Origin of the sequence: Culturomica sp. (assembly GCF_003524185.1) — a bacterium.
In the GTDB taxonomy this organism is placed as follows: domain Bacteria; phylum Bacteroidota; class Bacteroidia; order Bacteroidales; family Marinifilaceae; genus Culturomica; species Culturomica massiliensis.
Genome location: NZ_DOED01000043.1, coordinates 20947 through 42655, shown reverse-complemented (window position 1 = coordinate 42655; position 21709 = coordinate 20947). Strand labels below are relative to the sequence as shown.

The 21709-nt window shown below is 38.0% G+C and carries 14 protein-coding genes and 2 tRNA genes; 9 read left to right on the top strand and 7 right to left on the bottom strand.

Annotated elements, in window-relative coordinates; genetic code table 11:
- Window positions 1-811 precede the first annotated feature (811 nt).
- The 4 genes from DD657_RS15035 (at window position 812) to DD657_RS15020 (ending at window position 8562) form a co-directional block, all read left to right on the top strand.
- On the top strand, window positions 812-2074 hold the full coding sequence (locus DD657_RS15035; protein ID WP_287050731.1) for a hypothetical protein: 1263 nt from the start codon (window positions 812-814) through the stop codon (window positions 2072-2074).
- Window positions 2075-2401: 327 nt separating this feature from the next.
- Complete coding sequence (locus DD657_RS15030) at window positions 2402-3607, top strand: alpha/beta hydrolase (RefSeq protein ID WP_287050729.1); 1206 nt, start codon at window positions 2402-2404, stop codon at window positions 3605-3607.
- A 671-nt stretch (window positions 3608-4278) separates the two neighbouring features.
- A complete protein-coding gene (locus DD657_RS15025) occupies window positions 4279-6132 on the top strand; it encodes a YcaO-like family protein (protein ID WP_287050727.1) in 1854 nt (617 codons plus the stop codon).
- Between the two features lie 87 nt (window positions 6133-6219).
- Window positions 6220-8562 carry a TonB-dependent receptor gene (locus DD657_RS15020; RefSeq protein WP_287050725.1) on the top strand — a complete coding sequence of 781 codons (2343 nt, stop codon included), beginning with the start codon at window positions 6220-6222 and terminating at the stop codon, window positions 8560-8562.
- A 93-nt stretch (window positions 8563-8655) separates the two neighbouring features.
- On the opposite strand, the gene DD657_RS15015 is transcribed toward DD657_RS15020, so the two are convergent.
- Both DD657_RS15015 and DD657_RS15010 read right to left on the bottom strand, forming a co-directional pair.
- Window positions 8656-8732, bottom strand: a tRNA-Asp gene (locus DD657_RS15015).
- A 35-nt stretch (window positions 8733-8767) separates the two neighbouring features.
- Window positions 8768-8841: transfer RNA gene (locus tag DD657_RS15010), tRNA-Asp, on the bottom strand.
- A gap of 205 nt (window positions 8842-9046) precedes the next feature.
- Here DD657_RS15010 and gcvH point away from each other — a divergent pair.
- The 3 genes from gcvH to DD657_RS14990 all read left to right on the top strand — a co-directional run bounded on the left by gcvH (window position 9047) and on the right by DD657_RS14990 (window position 12892).
- A complete protein-coding gene (gcvH, locus tag DD657_RS15005; RefSeq protein WP_021986471.1) occupies window positions 9047-9421 on the top strand; it encodes a glycine cleavage system protein GcvH in 375 nt (124 codons plus the stop codon).
- A gap of 173 nt (window positions 9422-9594) precedes the next feature.
- Window positions 9595-10977 (top strand): phosphoglucosamine mutase, encoded by a 1383-nt coding sequence (glmM, locus tag DD657_RS15000; RefSeq protein WP_287050722.1) that lies wholly within the window; start codon window positions 9595-9597, stop codon window positions 10975-10977.
- Window positions 10978-11638: 661 nt separating this feature from the next.
- Window positions 11639-12892 (top strand): S41 family peptidase, encoded by a 1254-nt coding sequence (locus DD657_RS14990; protein ID WP_287050720.1) that lies wholly within the window; start codon window positions 11639-11641, stop codon window positions 12890-12892.
- A gap of 60 nt (window positions 12893-12952) precedes the next feature.
- On the opposite strand, the gene DD657_RS14985 is transcribed toward DD657_RS14990, so the two are convergent.
- Both DD657_RS14985 and DD657_RS14980 read right to left on the bottom strand, forming a co-directional pair.
- On the bottom strand, window positions 12953-14131 hold the full coding sequence (locus DD657_RS14985; RefSeq protein ID WP_068688372.1) for a class I SAM-dependent rRNA methyltransferase: 1179 nt from the start codon (window positions 14129-14131) through the stop codon (window positions 12953-12955).
- Window positions 14132-14234: 103 nt separating this feature from the next.
- A complete protein-coding gene (locus tag DD657_RS14980; protein WP_021986468.1) occupies window positions 14235-14477 on the bottom strand; it encodes a hypothetical protein in 243 nt (80 codons plus the stop codon).
- A gap of 355 nt (window positions 14478-14832) precedes the next feature.
- Here DD657_RS14980 and DD657_RS14975 point away from each other — a divergent pair, with 355 nt between their 5' ends.
- Complete coding sequence (locus DD657_RS14975; RefSeq protein ID WP_068688374.1) at window positions 14833-16092, top strand: DEAD/DEAH box helicase; 1260 nt, start codon at window positions 14833-14835, stop codon at window positions 16090-16092.
- 282 nt (window positions 16093-16374) lie between these two features.
- Here the strand turns inward: DD657_RS14975 and DD657_RS14970 are convergent, their stop codons facing one another.
- Complete coding sequence (locus DD657_RS14970; protein ID WP_021986465.1) at window positions 16375-16905, bottom strand: DUF7935 family protein; 531 nt, start codon at window positions 16903-16905, stop codon at window positions 16375-16377.
- Between the two features lie 358 nt (window positions 16906-17263).
- On the opposite strand from DD657_RS14970, the gene tnaA reads away from it, so the two are divergent.
- Window positions 17264-18643, top strand: a complete 1380-nt coding sequence (gene tnaA, locus DD657_RS14965) for a tryptophanase TnaA (protein ID WP_021986464.1) — start codon at window positions 17264-17266, stop codon at window positions 18641-18643.
- 47 nt (window positions 18644-18690) lie between these two features.
- Here the strand turns inward: tnaA and DD657_RS14960 are convergent, their stop codons facing one another.
- Window positions 18691-20337 (bottom strand): tetratricopeptide repeat protein, encoded by a 1647-nt coding sequence (locus DD657_RS14960; protein ID WP_287050712.1) that lies wholly within the window; start codon window positions 20335-20337, stop codon window positions 18691-18693.
- Window positions 20338-20590: 253 nt separating this feature from the next.
- Window positions 20591-21691 carry a type IX secretion system outer membrane channel protein PorV gene (porV, locus tag DD657_RS14955; protein ID WP_068688378.1) on the bottom strand — a complete coding sequence of 367 codons (1101 nt, stop codon included), beginning with the start codon at window positions 21689-21691 and terminating at the stop codon, window positions 20591-20593.
- Between the last annotated feature and the right edge of the window lie 18 nt (window positions 21692-21709).

Genomic DNA, 21709 nt, shown 5'->3' with positions numbered 1-21709 from the left:
CATGAAAACCACTATGCCATCCCTGTGTGTAATTGTGAAATTTCCTACGTTTCCAATTCACAAGATCAGCATAACGCTTCTTCTTATTTCTAATATGTTTTGAATGGAGTTTACCCCATTTGAATGTAAAATTACATAAAAAGTATGATATTAATGTGTTTTACAGGGATTTTGTCGTTGTTCGCAAACTCGACACGCCTCCTCGAGTTTTTTTCCGTGATGACCTGTTTTATTTATTGTGACATTATCGTGACAGATTTAGAATTTTGCCAATTATAAAATACCTGCAAAATATTGCTTGTGCAAATGATTTGCAGTAATATATAGGTGTATTTCAATTGTTTGTATATCATAAGTTTATGCTGATTCTTCCCTGTTTGTGGTACTATAGGTGTAAAACGACCTTGTAAGCAATGGGATGTTGTTTTAGTAAACCTGCTCATAAAGTCAATATAAATTCTAAAAGTATCGGAGTGACAATTCAAGTCCGATTGGACTTTTTTGTTTAATTATATAAATGTCCTAATGTATATACTATATAAAAGATAAAATGTATAATTTCATTTAAAAATATTATTATAATATTTTGTTTTTGTTTATAAATTTATATATTTGTATCATGTAAGTACGTAAAAAGTGGCTTATAAAGATCGTTATCTTAACTCTTTTGGAAATTATATCATACCGTCTTCCGAAAGTTTAAGTGGTCTGAAGCCCCGGTCTGTGAAAGCATGGGCTGTTTGTACATACGGCGTAAAATTGTCGTATTTTAAAGGATGGGCTAGTCCATCCTTTTTTTAAATTTGAAATTATGTATCTGATCTTGCATTATCCTATCGTAGATGCCCGTTATTTTGCCAAGGATGACGTTGAGCGTTTACCGGTTCCTGATTTTCCTTGTCCTGATTTTAAAAGTACGATCCGGCATTTTGGAAAAGTAGAGGAACGAAAGGCTTTAAGTGTTAGTTGCTGGCCGGGCGAACGTCGTTTTTGTAACGGCCGGCGGGCAATTCGTTTCTCCCGTTTGAATGCTGATGAGGTTCGTTTATATAACGAAGGTTTTCGGAGTATTTGCAAAGGACGACGTTTTTTCTCCGACGGTGATTTATTGGGACGTTATGAGGTATCTTTTACGGTGTATCAGCGCCCCGGTGTTTTTTTAACCGATGTATTGACCAGAATTTTCGGCAGTAAGATTTTTGTAAGGAATGCAGTTGGCGGGTATGACGAAACGACTTTGAAAGAAGGTGGAAAATATATATCGGGATTGTATCTCAAATCCTCCTGTTGTTTGAAAAATGTCGGAAATATGTCTTCATCGTGGAATATGACCGGGGATTTGATGAGTTATATTGAAATCAGTAGTGCAGAGGCGAAAGATCCGAATATTATTCCTGAAGAAAGTGTTGAAGTAGCTGATTTTGAAAAATCGGGATTTAAATTGTATTTTTATAAACATGCAGGAGTTCCTGTATGGATTGTGGTGCGTACAGATGAATACCATATTGATTATAAGATACTTCACAGGTTGAGGACGGCTTTGGTCCGTATTCATGCGGAAAAACAAACCGTCGTCCAGACCATTAAATTTCTTAACGCAGGTATTCAGAAGAAAAATGAGATCGTCAATAGCAAACGGGCAATCGCCTATATAAAAGCCGTTCAATATAAATTATTGCAGCCGAACCGATTCGGTATCGGACAAAACCCGATTGTGAATATGGCTTTCGATGCCGATAATGATTTTAACGGATTTAACTGGGAAGATTTGAAGGGTATGGTGGAGAAGCTTGCCGACCGTTATACGAAATCTGATTTTAAAAAATTATTCACGAAAGTCGATTTCAAATTCATCGGAGAGAAAATACCCGAAGCTTTAAAAAACGGTATGTTCAACGATCAGCAAATTTGTGAAATGACAAAACTCCTCGAATTGGCGCAGGAAGGCAACAAGGTAAAATTTCTCAATTATATTGAAAAAAATTGGGTAAAATTGAGTGAAAAGGTGTTTGTCGGTGCTTCTTCTACAATTATTGCCCAATATCTGCTAGCGTTGATTTTGCGAACAGCCTGATTTAACTATTAAAATTAAGCTGTTTGACAGATTCCTTGGTAGAATAATAATTTTAAGTCTTCGACGGAAATACGAATAAAAAGGGAGTCACTAAAACTTATGTATAACCGCTTTGTTACCTTATTTTTCTGTGTCTTTTGAACGAAATCAGTTATCTCAAATATAGAAATAGCTTTTGCTTTATTTCATAACTTTTCTAAAGATAAGAGTTATCAACGGTCGGGGTGTCCCGCTTTTATCCTTCTAAATAGTTGTCTGCCGTCTATATTATATATATATTTAACACATTAAAACGTAGTTTTTGATTAAACATTAAAATGAGATGGTATGAAATTATTTTTATTATTGATCTTGATTTTTGCATTAAATTCGATAGGTTTCGGGCAGCAAATCATTGTCAGAGATACGGTTAAATCGGAGATTCTGAGACAAATCCGGCATATTAATGTGGTGGTGCCTGCACTCCCCAGCCGGCAATCGGATTGTAAAATGAATGTGGTATATGTTTTGGATGGTGATGATGCTTTTGTTAATCTGGTTGCGGCTCATCTGGCTTTTGTCCGCGATATGGATAATGAGATTCCTGCTTTTTTGGTCGTGGGGGTTGTTTCTGAAAATACCCGTATGGATGATTTTATGGTGGGTGATCCGGATCGGGAAACAGGACGTGCACAGAAATTTTTAAGTTTTATGTCAGATGAACTTTTCCCTTATATCGAGTCTCGCTATAATGTGACCCGGCATAGGTTAGGTGTGGGGCATTCATTGGGAGGATCGTTGCTTATGCATGCGTTGTGTGACAGAGATTCTCTCTTTAACGCTTATATGATGTTCAGTCCGAATCTGGTTTATAGCAAAAACAGATTGCTGGAAGATTTTAAAGCGAAAGCTCCGGTAAAACTTGATAAGTTTGTTTATCTGTCTATTGGGGACACGGGCGAGCCGGAGACCGGATATTTGAAAGGAATTCGCCGGTTTGATTCTTTGCTTTTAAATTCTCCCGGGATCAAGGGATTTGAAGCGCATATAGATTATCTGACAGAAGTTGGACATATGGAATCGCTGCCTGTTTCTCTGGGCAGGAGTGTCAAAGAATATATCAGGTATTCTTATGGTACACCCGGAGAAGATGTGAGAATGGCTATGCTTGCAGAAGATGATTTTGCCAAAGCCTTTAGTAAGTATTATAACGACAGGCAGGAATATCTGGGATACCGTTATTATCCGGGTGTTTACAATCTGTATAATCATTGGATTGTGTTGGCGGGAATGAACGGTCAACCCCGGAAAATATTGCAAATTGCTGATTTGGCGATAAAGATTCATGAAGGAGACAGTCACCGGTATATTTTATATCTGGGGAAGGCTCAGGCTTATGATGATATGAATGATACCGAATCGGCTCTTAAAGCTTGTGAGGATGCGATGAAATCACTTCAGGCTGAGCATGACCAGTACGATAAAGAAGATTATAAATATGCCGAAGAGGAAATAAACGAACTGATTTCAGAAATAAAACAAGCGGGTCACTAAAAGGTGTCGTCTATAATTAATAAAGTCCTGTTATTCGATCGAATAACAGGACTTTGTTTATGATTATCAATTTATTTGGCGTTGCGGACTGAATCTGAATTCTTATTTGTCCGGAAATCAGTACCTCGGATAAATATCATATAATTAATCATTTACATTTTTTGCCTCAATACTTTTATCCTTTACTTTAAGCAGATAAATTTCATAAATCAATTGATTATTTCAGCCGATTATTTCGGGTAAATCATATATTTTGTAAAATATATTTTACAAAAATTTGTATAATAAAATATTATGTATATATTTAACGCAAAATATGTATGTATTATAAATATAAAACAATATTAAATAACTTATATATTTTATTAGCGAACATAAAAGATAATAGTTGTTGCAACATTATTATAAGCGAATGCTGATGCGCTTTGTTAGTAGGCTAATTTCATTTTTTTCGCTATGAAAACAAAATCAATGAAAATCAAAAACTATTCCCCCAAAGGGAGTCAGTCTTCTAAAATTAAGGAAGAAGACAAAACTTACGATGGAGGTACATTAGACACGGTTACAGTGTCTACAGGTCCTGTCAATAACCTATAGAGGTTAATCTCAATCTTGTTAGCCCTTTTATAAGGGCTAACTTCAATAAATAAACAGTCATTAATTTTAATTATATGAAAGAATATAAAGCTTGTCATCCTCTCGAAACTGTAAACAAGATAAGAGGAATATTGTCAAATATTGGAATTCTGACAAAAGATAATCATACAAAAAACAACAAATTTTTTTCTTTCCGGACAAATATTGCGTATCCTGATTTAGATTCTTTCAATTATGGAACAAACGGAAAAGGTACAACTTATGAATATTCTCTTGCCAGTGGTTATGCAGAATTTTTGGAAAGGCTGCAAAATAATTTATTGTTACCGAAAAGAAAATATAGTTATAAACGTTTTCTGGACGAACTTGATCCGAACTCTCAATTTGTAAAGAAAGTAAGGGAAAAAAATCTGGAATTAGATTATTTATTCGATAAGGATGAGGAATACTGGTCTATAGAAAAATTGCATGCCCATTGGGGAGATGAACTTAGAAAAATTTTCAAATTGAGTAATCATGATGATATCGGAGAATTTATAAGACAGATAAATCCTTCAGAAGAGGTTTTAATGGTCCCTTTTTTTGATGTGCAGACTCATGAATCCATCTATCTTCCAATTGAGTTATTATGGTCAGCTACAGGCTCTAATGGAATGTGTGCAGGAAATACTGCACAGGAGGCTATTCTGCAAGGAGTTTGTGAGCTTTTTGAGCGTTATGCCATAAAAGAAATATATCTGAAAGAATTAACTCCGCCAACAATACCTTATGACGCATTTAAAGGTTCTGTGGCCTATGAAAACTTACATTACATATTAAAAGAAAACCCGAATTATGAAATTATTATAAAAGATTGTTCCCTGGGGCTTGGTTTACCTGTTATAGGGCTTATCATTACTGATAAAGAAAAGCATTTTTTCAATTTCAAATTAGGTTCAGATTTCAATCCTGCTATTGCGCTGGAAAGATGCATTAATGAAGTTTATCAGGGTACAACATATTTCAAAAGTATTCCTTTTAAATTCTTCGACAAATCACAGAAACCTGATTATATATCGGATATTGATTATATGTATTTAAATCTGAAAAACACATTCGTAGATAGTTCGGGTTATTGGCCTGCTTCTATATTATCTGCCAAAGTATCTTATCCGTTTACTGGCTTTAATGATAAGTTGGGAAATACGAATGCGTATGATCTGGACTACAGTATCAAACTGATCCATAATTTAGGGTTTAATCTTTATATTCGTGATAATTCGAAACTTAATTTTCCGGCTTATTACGTTGTTGCCCCAGGCATGAGTGAATTAGTGATAAACAAATCAAATTGTACATTACTCAATTTAGGAAGTAAATTAAATTATCTTTGTAATATGAGCAATTTGACTGTTGAAAAGGCGGCCTTATTAGCTGACAGTCTGGATTGTAATTATGAATTGATAAAGCTTGACAGATTCAAATATACGAAAATATATGTTCCTGTCAAGGATCAAGATTTATATGATCTTGATTTAGAGCTACTTTTATACATGCTTTTTTATTATGCGCGCAATAACGATAAAGCAATGTATTATCTGAATTTATTCTTATCAGATAAAAGCCGCGATGACTATGATTATTATTATGCTATTTCGGATTATATGAATCTGAGATATACAGAAAATAGAAATGACGATGAAATTGCCGCAATTTTATCAATTGGTTATGGAAAAGATACCGCAAATGAAGTAGTTGAGGATATATCCGATCCGGAAAAAATATTCAGATACCACTCCTTCCCCAATTGTTTCAACTGTGAAGATTGTAAAGTCTCGGATAAATGCAGGTTATTTGATGTGTTTCAAATAGAAAAGAATATTAATGTTCATTCGCGTGTCATAAATCAAAAAGACTTGGAAAAACACTTGTTCGGAAACACACAATAGATATTGTTCGGATTAAAAAATCACTGGTATTTTGGGTACTTCAATCCATCCCAATACTAGTGGTTTTCAAACTAAATATATAGCTATATGAAGTTTATATTCTTTTTTCTGTTATTGGTGATCTCACATTATACCGCGAGCTCGCAGTTAAATGTTATTGAGAGTAGAATTGTTAATCCCGACCAAAAACCCATTGAATACGCAACAGTTATTTTACAGGATTCACAGGTAAAATATATTGACGGTACAATTACTGACAGCACGGGGTATTTTATAATCAAGCATCTTCTGGCCGGTAATTACCGGTTGATTATTCAACATTTACTTTATGAGTCCGATACATTGTATATACAGGCCAACATGCAGATACAGCCTGTAATAACTCTTATTCCCAGGCAATATACTTTAAATGAAGTTCAGGTGTCAGCAGAGGGACCAATGATGAAAGTAAGCGGTAATATGTTGTCTTATAATGCTCAATCGATAGAAAAAAATAAGGCAATAACAACCGCTTACGAAATGTTAAAAGAGATTCCGGGTATATTTGAAATCAATAACCAATTGTCATTGATAGGCAGTGAAAAGCTAAACATTGTTATAAACGGACAAATGACTAAAATGACTATAGAGCAGGTCAGTAATATGCTGAAGACCATTCCTTCTTCGAATATTGCAAATATTGAGGTTATGTATAATCCGCCTGCCAAATATAATGTCAGGGGAGCTCTGATCAATATCGTTCTGAACAAAAGGACGGATGAACAGCCGTCTGTAACAGGGGAAGTGTCAGCATCATACAAACAATCGGTCTATGCATCAAACGTTGACCGGATCAATCTTGTTTATAATAATTCAAAATTCAAAGTTGATTTTTCGGCCACGGTTAATACCGGGAAAAGTTGGGATAAAAACAAATCCTATTCCCGGCATTCCCTGAAAGACAAAATTGTAAAAATAAATGAATTCATCAATAGCAGAAATAATTATCTGGATATAGATTTCAGAACAGAAGCAGCTTATACATTTAACAAAAACAGTGAACTTATTTTTTCATATTTCCTTAATAAAGAGAAAAAAAACGGCAAAAGTTTTGCAACGAACGATTATACCGATATAAACCAATATAGCTTAAACAGCTTGAATCACACGAAAGATAACCGGCAGTTGCACAACGCCTATATACAGTATTCAAACAGAAGATTCAACATAGGAGCCGAATACACTTTTTACAAAAATCCGACAGACCAGCATTATACCGATGAAAAAGACCATCAAATCAATAAAAATTATATCAATAATTCTGATCAAAAGATTTCAAAATGGTCCGTATTTGTTAATCATGGACTTACCTTCTCCTCAAAGTTAAAACTGAATTATGGTATAAATGCGGGATATAATTTATCTGATACGAAAGTTCGGTATTTATTCAGGCAAAATGATGATTACATCGAAGCCGGAGATTTAAATTTAGATGGCAGTCAGAAAGAATACACTGCAACCCCTTTTATAGAAGCATCCTACCGGTTCAATAAAAAACTGTCGGCCTCCATTTCCTTGAAAACCGAATACTTCAAATCAATTTATACAGATAATGGTATCCGGCATACTTTATGGAACGACTGGTCGCTATTTCCAAATTTATCCGTTACTTACAGTCTGGATCCGAGAAATACTTTTCAGTTGAATATTACGAGTGATAAGTATTATCCTTCATTTTGGGCCATTAATCCTCAAACGACAGAATTGAACTCATATTCGGAGGTTGTGGGTAATCCGGAGTTAAGCCCGTATAAGATGTACAGAGGGCAGTTTATGTATATACGCAATCGCAAGTATATTTTTATGGGATTCATTCAGTATGCACCGGACTATTTCAGTCAGTTGCCCCATATGTCGGCAGACGAAATAAAGACAATATATCGTTTTGAGAATTATGATTATCTGCTAAGAATGGGAATAGCAGTGATACTGAATGTTAAGCAAGGAAAATTCTTTAGCAGCAATATCACTTTGCAGGGAATAAATTCGCGGGAGAAGATCGACGATTTTTATGGTTATTCATTTAATCATACAAGCTTAAGCGGTGTGGTCAATTTAAATAATTCTTTTAATCTTACCGAGTATTTATTGTTGCAGGTCAACGGACATTTTCAGTCTGCTGCCCGGCAGGGGGTCTATAAACTCGGCGAAATATGGAAGTTGTCAGGCAGAGTCAAATGGACGATAACCAAATCGCTTTCTTTTTTGGTAAATTATGACAACATATTGTGCCATCAGAGGCCGCGTCCGGTTAAGTTGGAATACAGTAACCAGTACAAGCTGACTCGTTTTTATGAGAGAAGCAGTGTTGAATTTACATTGATCTGGAGACTAAAGAATCATAAACAATCAAAATACCATCAGGTTGACGACAGTAGATTGAGCCGGTAGTATCCCGAAAAATGAATTTTGGAGGGGGGGCTATGGTATAAAAAAATCCTGTGATTCGTTAGAATCACAGGATTTTCAATGATTAAACCTAGTTGGCGGTGCGGACGGGACTCGAACCCGCGACCCCAGGCGTGACAGGCCTGTATTCTAACCAGCTGAACTACCGCACCAAAATAACCATAAAATTTTAGAAGAACTTTTTCAGCGGTGCGGACGGGACTCGAACCCGCGACCCCAGGCGTGACAGGCCTGTATTCTAACCAGCTGAACTACCGCACCAGATTTTGGTTGTGCTATCTCTTAACAGCGGTGCAAATGTAGGATGATTTTTTGAAATAGCAAATAAATGGATAGGAAAAAATGAAAAATATTTCTTCTACTTGTAAAATATAATGGAAAAATAAATGGAGAACGAAGGCGGAGATTAGAATTTTTGTTTAACTTTGAACGCGTAATAATTTTTAAATTAAAAAACTTTAAGATAATGAATGTACCTGCAGAATTAAAGTACACCAAAGAACATGAATGGATTCGTGTTGAGGGTGATGAAGCTGTTATAGGCATAACCGATTATGCTCAAAGTCAATTGGGCGATATCGTTTTCGTAGAGTGTGAAACTGTCGGGGATAACCTTGAAGCCGGAGATACCTTCGGTACAGTTGAGGCCGTAAAAACCGTTTCCGATTTATATATGCCTGTTGGGGGAGAAGTGTTGGAATTTAATGAAGAATTGGAAGGAGAGCCGGAATTGGTAAATAAAGATCCGTATGGAAAAGGCTGGATTATCCGTATTAAGCTCGGTGATGAAGCTGAAATCGACGGGTTGTTGACTGCTGATGCTTATAAGGCTATCATCTGATAAAAATATTGAGAGCTGTAATATCCAAGCGGAAATTACAGCTCTTTTTAGATAAAGTAGTCAATCTTTGTTATATATTTTAATAACTTTGTGTTTTAAAATATAATTTTTAAATTTGTGGGTGTTGTATTGTACTATCAATAATCTTGTATTTAATTAAAATCTGAATTCCAATGACTCTAATCAAATCTATTTCAGGTATTCGGGGAACGGTAGGTGGTTATCCGGGGGATAATCTGACTCCGTTGGATATCGTAAAGTTTGTTTCTGCTTATGCCACTTGGTTGAAAAAGGGAGCCGGTAAAGAAAAAGCCAGGATCGTAATGGGGCGGGATGCCCGTATTTCCGGTGAAATGTATGCTAAATTGGTATCTGCCACCTTAATCGGGTTGGGGCATGATGTTGTAAATATCGGTTTGGCTACGACTCCGACAACAGAGATTGCCGTGACAGGAGAAAAGGCAGACGGGGGTATTATATTGACGGCCAGTCATAATCCCAAGCAATGGAATGCTTTAAAATTACTGAATGGACGAGGTGAATTTCTGACGGCAGCCGACGGAGCCCAGGTTTTAGAATTGGCTGAAAAGGAAAATTTCGAATATGCAGATGTAGATCATTTGGGACAGATTACAGAGAAAGATTATACCGATTATCATATTGAGCAGGTTTTAGGTTTGAAGCTGGTAAATAAAGAAGCAATTGCCAAAGCAAACCTGAAAGTGGTGGTAGATGCCGTGAATTCTGTGGGAGGAGTTGTTATACCCCGTTTGTTACGGGCATTAGGAGTCAAGGAGATTGTGGAGTTGAATTGCGAGCCGACCGGGCGGTTTAAGCACAATCCGGAGCCGATTCCGGAGAATCTGACGGAAATTTCGGCTAAGATGAAAGAGTGCGGGGCTGATCTCGGTATTGTCGTGGATCCGGATGTAGACCGTTTGGCATTAATCAGTGAGAACGGAGAGATGTTCGGTGAGGAATATACGTTGGTGGCTGTGGCCGATTATGTATTGAAACATACTCCCGGTAATACGGTTTCCAATCTTTCTTCTTCACGGGCGCTCAAAGATGTAACTGAAGCATACGGGCAGGAATATAACGCTGCCGCTGTCGGTGAAGTCAATGTTGTGGCTAAAATGAAGGAAACCCATACGGTAATCGGGGGAGAAGGAAACGGAGGGGTTATTTATCCGGAAAGTCATTATGGCCGGGATGCTTTGGTAGGAGTCGGATTATTCCTGTCTCACTATGTGACAAAGGGTAAAAAAATGACGGAATTGAAAAAAGATTATCCGCAGTATTTTATCTCTAAAAATAAGATTACGCTTTCTCCGGAGATCGATGTAGATAAAATTCTGGAGGGCCTGAAAAAGAAGTATGCCAATGAAAAGGTAACGGATATCGATGGTGTGAAAATTGATTTCGAGAGGGGATGGGTACATCTTCGTAAATCGAATACTGAACCGATTATCCGGATTTATTCGGAGGCCAAAGACGAAACTGCTGCCAATGCGTTGGCAGAGGAAGTGATTGAAACGGCAAAAAGCCTGTATTAATTTACGATTATAAGTAAGTTGTAAGCTACAAGTTCAGAAGGTATCGTTCTGGTTTCGGGTGTAAACGATAAATTTCTTGATAGGTAGCTTACAATTTTTTTGTTTATTAAGTTTGTGATATCTACTATTCTGTATTTTATAAAATAAACTTCCGGGCAGAAAATCAAGCCTGCCATCGCTGGAATCCGTATGGAAGTAGACCGCCGTTAATTTGTAGAGGTTCCAATGAAAAACAAAACGTATCAGTTGGTATATGGCTTTTTTATTTTTTCGGTTTGTACGGGGTTGGCTTATGCAGACGTGAAAAAACTTACGACCGATAACCTGCAAGCATTCTTCGCCGGCAGTTTGTGTATCACCGTCCGCAGGCACTCGGGGATTATACACTGGAATCATAAATCAAATATTTGCATACGCATAAAGAGGCCGTAAAGGGCGTAAAAAAATCCACTGTAGCACTACAACGCTCGTTTTTTTTAATTATAGTGTTTATTTATCAAATTTTAGTATATTTAAAGGTGGATAAAGAGCCGGAATATAGCTTAAGGCGATTTTATCTCCCAATAGCAGTACGATAGGCGTAACAGAGTTATGTCAGTAATCAGATTAACTGTGATTTGAAGTTGTGTATGTACGAATTTGAAAAATAAATGCTAGTAAAATGAAGAAATTTAGCTTATTAATTGCAGGTGTTATGTTGTTTCTGACAATGTATTCTCAAAATGAGAAAATGGATTGGAATAGCGATTTAGATTATTTGGTAAAAGAGTTATCTGAAAAGCATTATAATTTTTTCAAAATAAAAAGTAAAGATTATTTTTTATCGGGTGTAAATACGATTAAGCAAGAATATAAAGATCTGAATGACTTTCAGGTTGCTTTGAAAATTCAACAATTAATAGCAAAATTTGGAGATTCGCATACAATGTTGAATTATAGTCAGTTATTAAATCCGGATCAAATACTTCCCATCCATTTGTTGTGGACGAGTGATGGACTCTATGTATTGCACACAACGCCGGAAAATGAAAAGATATTGGGTTGTCAGGTGTTATCAATCAATGATGTTCCGATAACTACCGTAATAGACAGTTTGAGTACATTGTTTGTCATTGATAATCAGGCAATGGTAAAATCACTGATACCACAAACTATTCCTTCCCTACAAATTCTGGAATATTTTGGTTTTACGAACACAGAGCAAGTTCAGCTTGGTTTAAAAACAGGGGCAAATCAAAATCAGACGTACATATTGAGACCGTCGTTGATGAATCGGGATAATAGAGTTTCTTTTAGGCCTGATTCTCTTGCTTTCTGTACAAAAAATGAAAATCAAGTTTTTACGGATTGTTATTATCCTGCCGAAAAAATATATTACATATTGTACAATAGATGTTTTAGTAAGGAGGTCGCATTGGAATATGGAAATAAGAAAATGGCAGAAAATTTGCCCTCGTTTAAAGAATTTGAAGAAAAAATATTTAATACATTAGCCAATGAATCTGTCAGAAAGATAATATTTGATATGCGCTATAATGGTGGAGGAAGTTCTGCGCAAGGTACAGCATTTATTGAAAAGTTGGCAAAATTTTCAGAATCGAACCCTGCTATAAAGATATATGTGGTTTTAGGTAGGGCGACATTTTCTTCCGCGATATTAAATGCGATGGATTTCAAACGATTAACTAATGCTGTGTATGTTGGCGAAGAAACCGCGGGTAAACCCAACCATTTCGGTGAAGTGAAAAACTTTCAACTCCCGGCTTCTAAATTGTGGGTTAATTATTCCACCAAATATTTTAAGGTAACGGATGAAGAAGTGAATACGATTACGCCTGATGTTAGAATAGAAATGAGTTTTTCCGATTTTATAAAAGGAATTGACCCTGTTTACGAATGGATAAAACGACAATAAACCGCTGCTAATAAGCGTAATCTCAAAAACAGAGATATTTTAATCGTAAAAAATATTCGTCTACTCTACATATAGTACCAATCCCTTTAAATACTCTCCTTCCGGGTGGTAAATGTTTATCGGGTGATCGGCGGGTTGGGTCAGTTGATGGAGGATGCTTACTTTGCGTCCGGTATTGGCGGCGGCAGTGAATACGGTTTGCCGGAATAATTCTTTTGTCATGACCTGTGAGCAGGAGAAGGTAAAGATAATGCCTCCCGGTTTAATGACTTCTATCCCTTTCCGGTTCAGCTTTTTGTATCCCTGGATGGCATTGTTCAATACATTCTGATGTTTGGCAAATGCCGGCGGGTCCAGAATAATCAGGTCGTATTTGTCGTAGGAGTGTTCAAGAAAACGAAATGCTTCTTCGGCAAATGCTTCGTGCCTGGGATCTCCCGGGAAGTTCAATTCTACGTTTTGCCTTGCCAATTCAATAGCTCTGGCAGAGACATCGACAGAATGTACAGAATGTGCGCCTCCCCGCATGGCATAGAAAGAAAATCCACCCGTGTAACAAAACATATTCAGTACGGATTTATCGCGTGCATACTTTTCCAATAGGCTGCGGTTTTCCCGTTGATCGATAAAGAAGCCTGTTTTTTGTCCTTCCAGCCAGTCTACATTAAATTTTAAACCATTTTCCAGAGCAATAAACGATTTTGCCTGACCGTATAAATAACCGTTTTTCGGTTCTATTGCCGCTTTGAAAGGTAATGTCGATTCGGATTTGTCGTATATGGCTGTTATTTGATCGCCTAACACTTCAACAATGGCTTTGGCAATGTTTTCCCGTTCCAGATACATACCGACGGAATGGAACTGGGTGACGGCTACATTGGCATATATGTCTACCACAAGGCCGGGCAGGTTATCGCCTTCTCCGTGAATAAGGCGGTATACGTTGTTGGTTTGTGAATCTGTAAGCCCCAGGGAACGACGCTTCCGGTAAGCTTCAGTTATTCTTGTCCTCCAGAAGTTGTGGTCAATAACAGTGTCTTCGAAACTTAGTATACGTACGGCTATGGAACCGATCTGATAATGTCCGATAGCCAGGAACTGACGGTCTGCACTGTATACTTTAACGATATCTCCTTCCTGTAGTGTACCTTCTGTCTTGGCAATTGCTCCGGAGAATATCCAGGGATGGTATCTGAATACAGATTTTTCTTTCCCGCTTTTTAATAGAATCGAATTCATAAACCGTTTTTTATTTGTTTGGCTGACGGCTGCAAAAATAGATAAAAATCGGGAATAACAGAGAAAAAAATCCGGGAGCCTTTTTCAGCACTCCCGGATCAGATTAATTTTCCAGCATTTGTTTTGCCTTTTCTAAGATTGTTGTATCGTCAATTTGAACGATCCCCCCTTCGGGACCTTTTTCGAAATGAATACCGACTGCTTTCCCTTCTTCATAATGATCGCCCCCAAAGTAATTCCGGACGGTTTCAACATCAATGCCTAAGTCATCTGCAATTTTTTGCATGCTTCCTGAGGGCAATTGGTCTTTGATTCTCCTCAATTCGTTGAATGTCATTGTCGTCATATCTCAAAAGTTTTATGGTTATTCGTTGGAATAAATGTATGATTTCTTTTTGAAAAAAGCAAATAAAACGTTTGCATTAATTCTGTTCAGATATTACCCGACCAGTACAAATGATGTTAAATAAATCATTTTTAGCCGCTTAATCAGGAGGTGAATGTATGAATAAAAGCGGATTTTTATGCTCTGTTTTTTTTCGTATCTTTGCCGATGTTAAGTCTGTAGATTTATTCGGGGTTTTTGTAATTTCTTTACTGAAAACATATAAAGATGTTTGAATATATCTCGGCTATTAGAACGTATTTAATGGAGATCGGAATAAAAGGTTTACGTTCGTAAATTATAAATCTTTGGTTATATGGAATTTAAGGATTTAAAGATAAGCAAACAGATATTGAATGCATTGGATGAAGCGGGATTTGAAATTCCGACTCCGGTACAGGTGGAAGCGTTTCCGGTAATTCGCTCGGGAAAAGATATGATTGGGATTGCTCAGACCGGTACCGGAAAAACGTTGGCTTATCTGATACCTATCCTGATGAAGTTGCATTATGCACAAGGTAAGTATCCCCGGGCCATTGTTATCGTGCCGACCCGGGAGCTGGTTGTGCAGGTGTGTGAGAGTGTAGAATTGTTGACCGCTTATATGGATATCCGTTGTCTGGGAATATACGGGGGAACCAATATACGGACACAGCAGGATGCCGTGTATGAAGGTTGTGATTTGCTGGTGGCGACTCCGGGGCGTTTTATGGATATTTATATGAATGGAATTATCCGAACCACTTCCGTAAAAACGGTCGTAATCGACGAAGCCGACCGGTTAATGGATTTAGGTTTTATACCGCAGTTGAGAAGTATACTGGAGGTGATACCGGAAAAACACCAGACGTTACTTTTTTCCGCTACTTTTTCGGATACGGTGATTGCGTTGGCAGAAGAGTTTATGGTTGCACCTGAAAAAGTGGAGATTGCACCTCAGGCGACGACTGTGGATACTGTTGTACAATACCGTTACGATGTGCCGAACATAATGACTAAAATCAATTTGTTGAAATTATTGTTGGCGGATAAGGAGGTATATACAAGGGTTATGATTTTTACTGAAAGTAAGAAAAACGCCGATCGTATTACTGATAAACTGGCGGATTTTTGGAAAGATGAATTGAGTGTCATTCACTCCAATAAAGCCCAAAATACCCGTTTGAATGCTTTGAAAGCATTCCGGGAAGGAAGGGCCCGTATCATGGTTGCTTCTGATGTGGCGGCCCGTGGATTGGATATTCAGGATGTGTCACATGTTATCAATTTTGATATACCGACCTTGGCGGAAGAATATGTGCATCGTATCGGTCGTACGGCCAGGGCCGGTAAGGAAGGAACGGCTATAAGTCTGGTTGCACCCAGGGAGGAAGATAGATTTACCGATATCGAGCGTTTGATCGGTCAGTCTGTCGAAATGCTTCCTTTGCCTCAGAAATTGGAGATTTCAGATATTTTATTGGAAGAAGAGAAGGTCGTGACTGCCAATATTGTATACCAAAAGAAACCACGTCCTAAAGGAGGCGGGGCATTTCACCAGAAGTCCGCTAAAAATAACAAAGGAAAGAAAAAATGATTTTTGCTAAGCCCGCAGATCATGCTGATTCATTTGTGATTTAGATTTGCGACTGTGGCAGATATTTATCATTAGGGAGCAATGCAATCTCGACTTTTCTAAACGATCTAAGTATTTAAATCTGTAATCAGGGTTTGTCTGTGTGTCTAGTCTACAATCGTAAATCAAAAATCGTAAATAATAAAGACTCTGTAAATTAAGCGGATGCCTTTAATTTGCTCCCGGCCTTTCCGAGAACAATCTAAAATCTAAAATTTAAAATCTACAATTTACAAATTGTCTTCATTGCATTACATCATTTTTAATGATCCGGATGATTTGATCGGCTTTGATATCGGAGGCGATGTATTGCTCCAGGATTTTTTTGGCCAATTCTCCGGCAGGCTTTTCCGGATCGCTGTCTGCGGCGGCCGTATTGATTAAAGTTATGATATTGTTTTTAAAGTCTGTCACGACGTTCCAGGCATTTTCGCTCAGGTACAATTGTTGTGAAAGATTGTATTCATATTCCTGCCGGATTTCGTTTGCCAGAAGCCGGTGGTATTCTCTGCCGGATATATTGGATAGGAGGGTTCTGGGTATCAAAGAATCTGGTTTCATCCTTTCGATGAAAAGAATGATTCTTTCATAGGCCAGTAACTTTAAATTTAAGAGTGTTTGGGTTGTCGACTCTTTAGCCGTTTCAGTTTTAGGGTTGGTATGTACATATTTATTGACGAAAATTTCCAATAAAGAAATACCTTTCCGTAACAAAGGGTACATCATCAAGGCGAGTAATATTAATGGCAATAGTAAATAATCTCCGATAGTCATAGCATATTTTTTTATTGGACAAAGATAATTTTTTAATTGAAAATCGTTTATCCTTCATCCTTTTTTATATCTTTGCAATCGTATGCGTATGATATATACAGAATCACCGATTAACCGGCTTTTTTTGAATATTAAAAAGCGTGATGAGTTTAATTTCTGAAACTCATTTTATCTCATTTTGCCGATACTTACGTAATGTAAATTTTAGATTTATGATTTTGGATTGCACCTACAATCTGTCCTTGTAAAAAAGAAAAATCATAAATCGTGAGTCAAAAATAATGGTTGATTTAAATCGGCATAATTGATCTGAATTTATAATTTACAATCTAAAATTTACAATTTAAATTTAAATATTATGGAATTACCGTTTGCAGAATCATTTCGAATCAAGATGGTAGAAACCATCCGTAAAAGTACACGTGAAGAACGTGAGCAATGGATCAAAGAGGCTAAATACAATCTTTTCAATCTGAAAAGTGATCAGGTATTTATAGACTTACTGACCGATTCGGGTACCGGAGCGATGAGTGACAAGCAATGGTCGGAATTGATGCTAGGGGATGAGAGTTATGCCGGAGCACGTTCTTATTATAAAATGAAGAATGCTATCAAGGAGATTTTGGGTTTTGATTATTTTTTGCCGACGCATCAGGGACGGGCAGCCGAAAATGTATTGTATTCCACGATCATTAAGGAAGGGGATGTTTTACCCGGAAATTCCCATTTTGATACAACCAAAGGACATATTGAGTTTCGTAAAGCGCTTGCGATAGATTGTACGATCGATGAAGCAGCCGATACCCAGTTGGAGATACCGTTTAAAGGCAATATGGATCCGGCTAAACTGGAAGATGTGTTGAAAAAATATCCGAAGGAAAAAATCCCCGCAGTTGTATTGACGGTGACCAATAATACGGCCGGAGGACAGCCTGTATCTATGCAGAATATCCGTGAAGTTTCTGCTTTATGTAAGAAATACGGTGTAAATCTTCAGATCGATTCGGCTCGTTTTGCTGAGAACGCCTATTTTATCAAAACCCGGGAAAAAGGATATGAAAATAAGACGATCAAAGAAATTGTCCGGGAAATGTTTTCATATGCCGATATTATGACAATGTCTTCTAAAAAGGATGCCATTGTAAATATGGGAGGTTTTGTCGCCTTTAAGAATGAGGAATTGTGGAAGAAATGCCAGATGTTCTGTATTATGAACGAAGGTTTTATTACTTATGGGGGGATGTCAGGCCGGGATATGAATGCTTTGGCGCAAGGCTTGGATGAAGGAACTGAGTTTGATTATCTGGAAACCCGGATCAGACAGGTAGAATATCTGGGTGCTAAACTGGACGAATACGGAATACCGTATCAGCGTCCTGCCGGCGGACATGCCATTTTTGTGGATGCTAAAAAGGTATTGACCCATGTTCCTAAAGAGGAGTTTATCGCACAGACACTGGGAGTTGAATTGTATCTGGAAGCCGGTATCCGCGGGGTTGAGATCGGTTCTATCCTGGCCGACCGCGATCCGGTAACCCGTGAAAACCGTTACCCGCGTTTGGAGTTGTTGCGTTTGGCTATTCCGCGACGTACATATACCAATAATCACATGGATGTGATTGCTGCTGCATTGAAAAATGTGTACGACCGTCGTGAATCCATTAACAGAGGTTATGTGATTACCAAAGAGTTTCCGATTATGCGGCATTTTACCGTGGAATTGGAAAAAGCGAAATAAATGATAAAAGAGGCTGCCGGAGCAGCCTCTTTTGTTTATCCGGTGTTTTAGAATTCGGATAAAAATGTGTTCAGATTGACGTCGGTATTTGTAATATTGAGTTTTTTGCGTAATCGGCTACGCATCACCTCTATACTTTTAACCGTTACTCCGCAGAGGGCTGCAATTTCTTTGGACGACATATTCAGTCGTAGAAAAGCACATAGCTTTAGATCTGCCGGAGAGAGGTCGGGACAATATTCCTGTAATTTTTTGTAAAAATCGAGATAGACCTGGTTGAAATGTATTTTGAATTCATCCCATAAATCGTTTTTCATAACGGATTGTAATTCGATGACAATATTCTTGATTTCGGTAGCTTGCTGTCCTTTCAGGTCTGATTTAAGATGATGCAGGCGACTGATGATGGAATGTATGAGATCGGAGTTGCGGAGTAGAAACATTACATTGCTGGTCAGTTCTTTATTTTTGAATTCCAGGTCTTTTTCGAGGCTCTGCTTTTCCAGACGAATGCGTTTGTTACGGCTGTTGGCTAGAAAATAGAGCAGGGTTATCCCGCCTAATAAAGAAAGTATGATGACTAAAATAAGTTGGTAACGTAGTTCTTTGTTCTGGTTTTTTATCAGGGTTTCGGTTGTTCTTTTGTCAAAGTCATATTGCAGTTTCAGGGCCGTAATCTTAGAGGCAATGGTATCGTTGAACAATTCGTCTTTCAGGTCGAATAGTTTTTTCAGATATACATTGGCTTCCTGATAATCATGTTCCATTTCACAGAGATTGATGTATAACTGATAGGCATGCTGCAACAGGGATTTGGAGTGTATCTCTTTGGCTATTGCAATGGTTTTTTCCGTGTATTTACGGGATTCTTTCGTATCGTTGTCGTTATAGAATAATTGGGCCAGTTTCAAATAATTTTTTCCTAATCCCATTTCATTGTCTATTTTCCGGTTATATCCGATGCTTTTCCGGATACAATCGTGAGCTTTGTTTTTTTCTCCTTTATCGTGGTAATACAGAGCTATATTATTGTAGTATTGGCCCAGATATTCATAATTTAACGTGTCGCACAGAGCGATGGCCTGCTCGATATATTGTATGGCTTTATCCGGTTGTTCCAGCCGGTCGTAGCATAGGCCGATGTTGTTGTAAAAAGCATGTAAATTTTGGTACTGGCAACTGTCGCCCTGGCGTATCAGTTCTTCTGTTTTGTGTAGGGCTTCCATGAAGTAAGTAAGTGCGGATTCCGGTTTATTCAGGCGGAAATAAACCCCTCCGATGTTATTTTTAATGGAGAGTATATTTACTGCATTTTTTTCTTTTTCCATAATATTGAGCGCTTTTAGAAAAAATTCCAGCGCTTTGTCGTAGATGTCACATTGGAGGAAAATGATGGCGGCATTTGTGTAATATACACCGGTATGTTTTAAAGTTTCGCTCTGATCGATGATTTCCAGCATCTGTTCGGTATATTTCAGACAGAGATTGATGTTGTGGGGTTGGGTTAAAAATGCCAGTTCGCTAAGTAATTGTATTTGTTTGTCGGGAATTTTTGTTTTTTGAAATTCGACCAGAAGACTGTCGGTTATTTTTTGTGTGTCGGAATAACTGGGGGAGGATATAGCTTTTGAAAAGAGAAACAGAAAAAACAGAACGAACAGGGGGCTGAAGATGATAGATTGAATGGCTCTCATGAAACTTATTATTAATGCTGCTCAAATTTAGATAAAAAAATAAAAAATGAAATAATAGCTATTGTTTATTGTTGACATGCAATAATAATGACTATTCTTTTGGATGAAAATACGGTCTGTTTTGAGTTATATTTTAATTAAAATGAGTTATACAGTTTGGGTTCTGAGTCTAAGTTGATTACCCGGAAATGATAAACAGAGGCCGCCGGTGTAACCGGGCAACCTCTGTTGTTGTATAACGCAGGCGTCAGCGTTATTGCGCTTTTTTCTTAAAGATGTCGAAATTAAGACCTACAGAGAATTGCAGGCTGTTTTTCATCGGATTGTTGTCCGATACGGCAGCTACATAAGAAAAATCGGCCAAAAGATTGTAATAACGCAATCCGACACCGGTACTGAACCAGGTGGGATGTCCTTTGTCTTTATTGCCGTGATGGTATCCGGTTCTTAAGGCGACGGTCTTTGCGAACCAATATTCCGCAGCCAGAGCCCATGTAATATTGTCTGACTCGATATCGCCGAAAGACGAGAAATATCCTCCTACGCCCGATTTGTCCGGTTTTTCGCCGTCTTTATATTGAGGCGTGATAATAGCATTCCCTTCCAGGGCAATCAGTAACGAATGCTGTTGGTTGAAATTCATTTCGTAGGAAGTACCCAGACGAAGGCCACCGGGGAGGTAAGCTTCGTTGTCGTTGCCGTATTTTAATTTCGAACCGATGTTGGCCAATGTCAGACCGGCTCTCCAAACAGAGTTTTCTTGCAAAAAATGGACCTCTTTGTTGAAGAACAATGAGATGTCGGCAGCAAAAGCATTGGCCGGATCGGCTTTTACTCCGCCTACCATTTGTCCCATCCCCAGTTCGGAACGGATGTATTTCAGCGTTGCACCTGCAGAGAGGTAGCGTCCCAGTTTCCGGGCATAAGCAATGTCGATGCTCATCTCGTAGGGATTTTGTTCTCCCATATTCATTCCATCTTCTCCGATGAACATTACGTCCCCGAAAGAAAAATACCTGAAACCAGCATTGATGGTCTGTACATCGTCGATCCGGTAAGAAAAGCCGATGCTCGACAGGTTAATGTCTTTGATGAGTTCCCGCATCCAGGGGCTATAGGTGTATGATAATTCCGCATTATTTTCGGAAAATGCCGATTTGGCGGCATTCCAAAAAATCGAATAAGGATCGGCGGAGGTTGAAGCTCCGATGGAGCCCATAGCTCCGGACCGGGCATCCGGTGCGATCGAGAGGAAATAAGCGCCGCTGTATAAAGAAGCGGTTTGGTTTTCCTGCGCTCTGACTCCGAGTGAGGCGAAGGCCGTAAGCGCTATAATTGAAATCTTTCTGATCATAATGACAATGTATAAAAG

Coding starts and splice junctions, on each gene's coding strand:
- DD657_RS15035 (WP_287050731.1), top strand. CDS start 812: ATGTATCTGATCTTGCATTATCCTATCGTAGATGCCCGTTATTTTGCC.
- DD657_RS15030 (WP_287050729.1), top strand. CDS start 2,402: ATGAAATTATTTTTATTATTGATCTTGATTTTTGCATTAAATTCGATA.
- DD657_RS15025 (WP_287050727.1), top strand. CDS start 4,279: ATGAAAGAATATAAAGCTTGTCATCCTCTCGAAACTGTAAACAAGATA.
- DD657_RS15020 (WP_287050725.1), top strand. CDS start 6,220: ATGAAGTTTATATTCTTTTTTCTGTTATTGGTGATCTCACATTATACC.
- gcvH (WP_021986471.1), top strand. CDS start 9,047: ATGAATGTACCTGCAGAATTAAAGTACACCAAAGAACATGAATGGATT.
- glmM (WP_287050722.1), top strand. CDS start 9,595: ATGACTCTAATCAAATCTATTTCAGGTATTCGGGGAACGGTAGGTGGT.
- DD657_RS14990 (WP_287050720.1), top strand. CDS start 11,639: ATGAAGAAATTTAGCTTATTAATTGCAGGTGTTATGTTGTTTCTGACA.
- DD657_RS14985 (WP_068688372.1), bottom strand. CDS start 14,131: ATGAATTCGATTCTATTAAAAAGCGGGAAAGAAAAATCTGTATTCAGA.
- DD657_RS14980 (WP_021986468.1), bottom strand. CDS start 14,477: ATGACGACAATGACATTCAACGAATTGAGGAGAATCAAAGACCAATTG.
- DD657_RS14975 (WP_068688374.1), top strand. CDS start 14,833: ATGGAATTTAAGGATTTAAAGATAAGCAAACAGATATTGAATGCATTG.
- DD657_RS14970 (WP_021986465.1), bottom strand. CDS start 16,905: ATGACTATCGGAGATTATTTACTATTGCCATTAATATTACTCGCCTTG.
- tnaA (WP_021986464.1), top strand. CDS start 17,264: ATGGAATTACCGTTTGCAGAATCATTTCGAATCAAGATGGTAGAAACC.
- DD657_RS14960 (WP_287050712.1), bottom strand. CDS start 20,337: ATGAGAGCCATTCAATCTATCATCTTCAGCCCCCTGTTCGTTCTGTTT.
- porV (WP_068688378.1), bottom strand. CDS start 21,691: ATGATCAGAAAGATTTCAATTATAGCGCTTACGGCCTTCGCCTCACTC.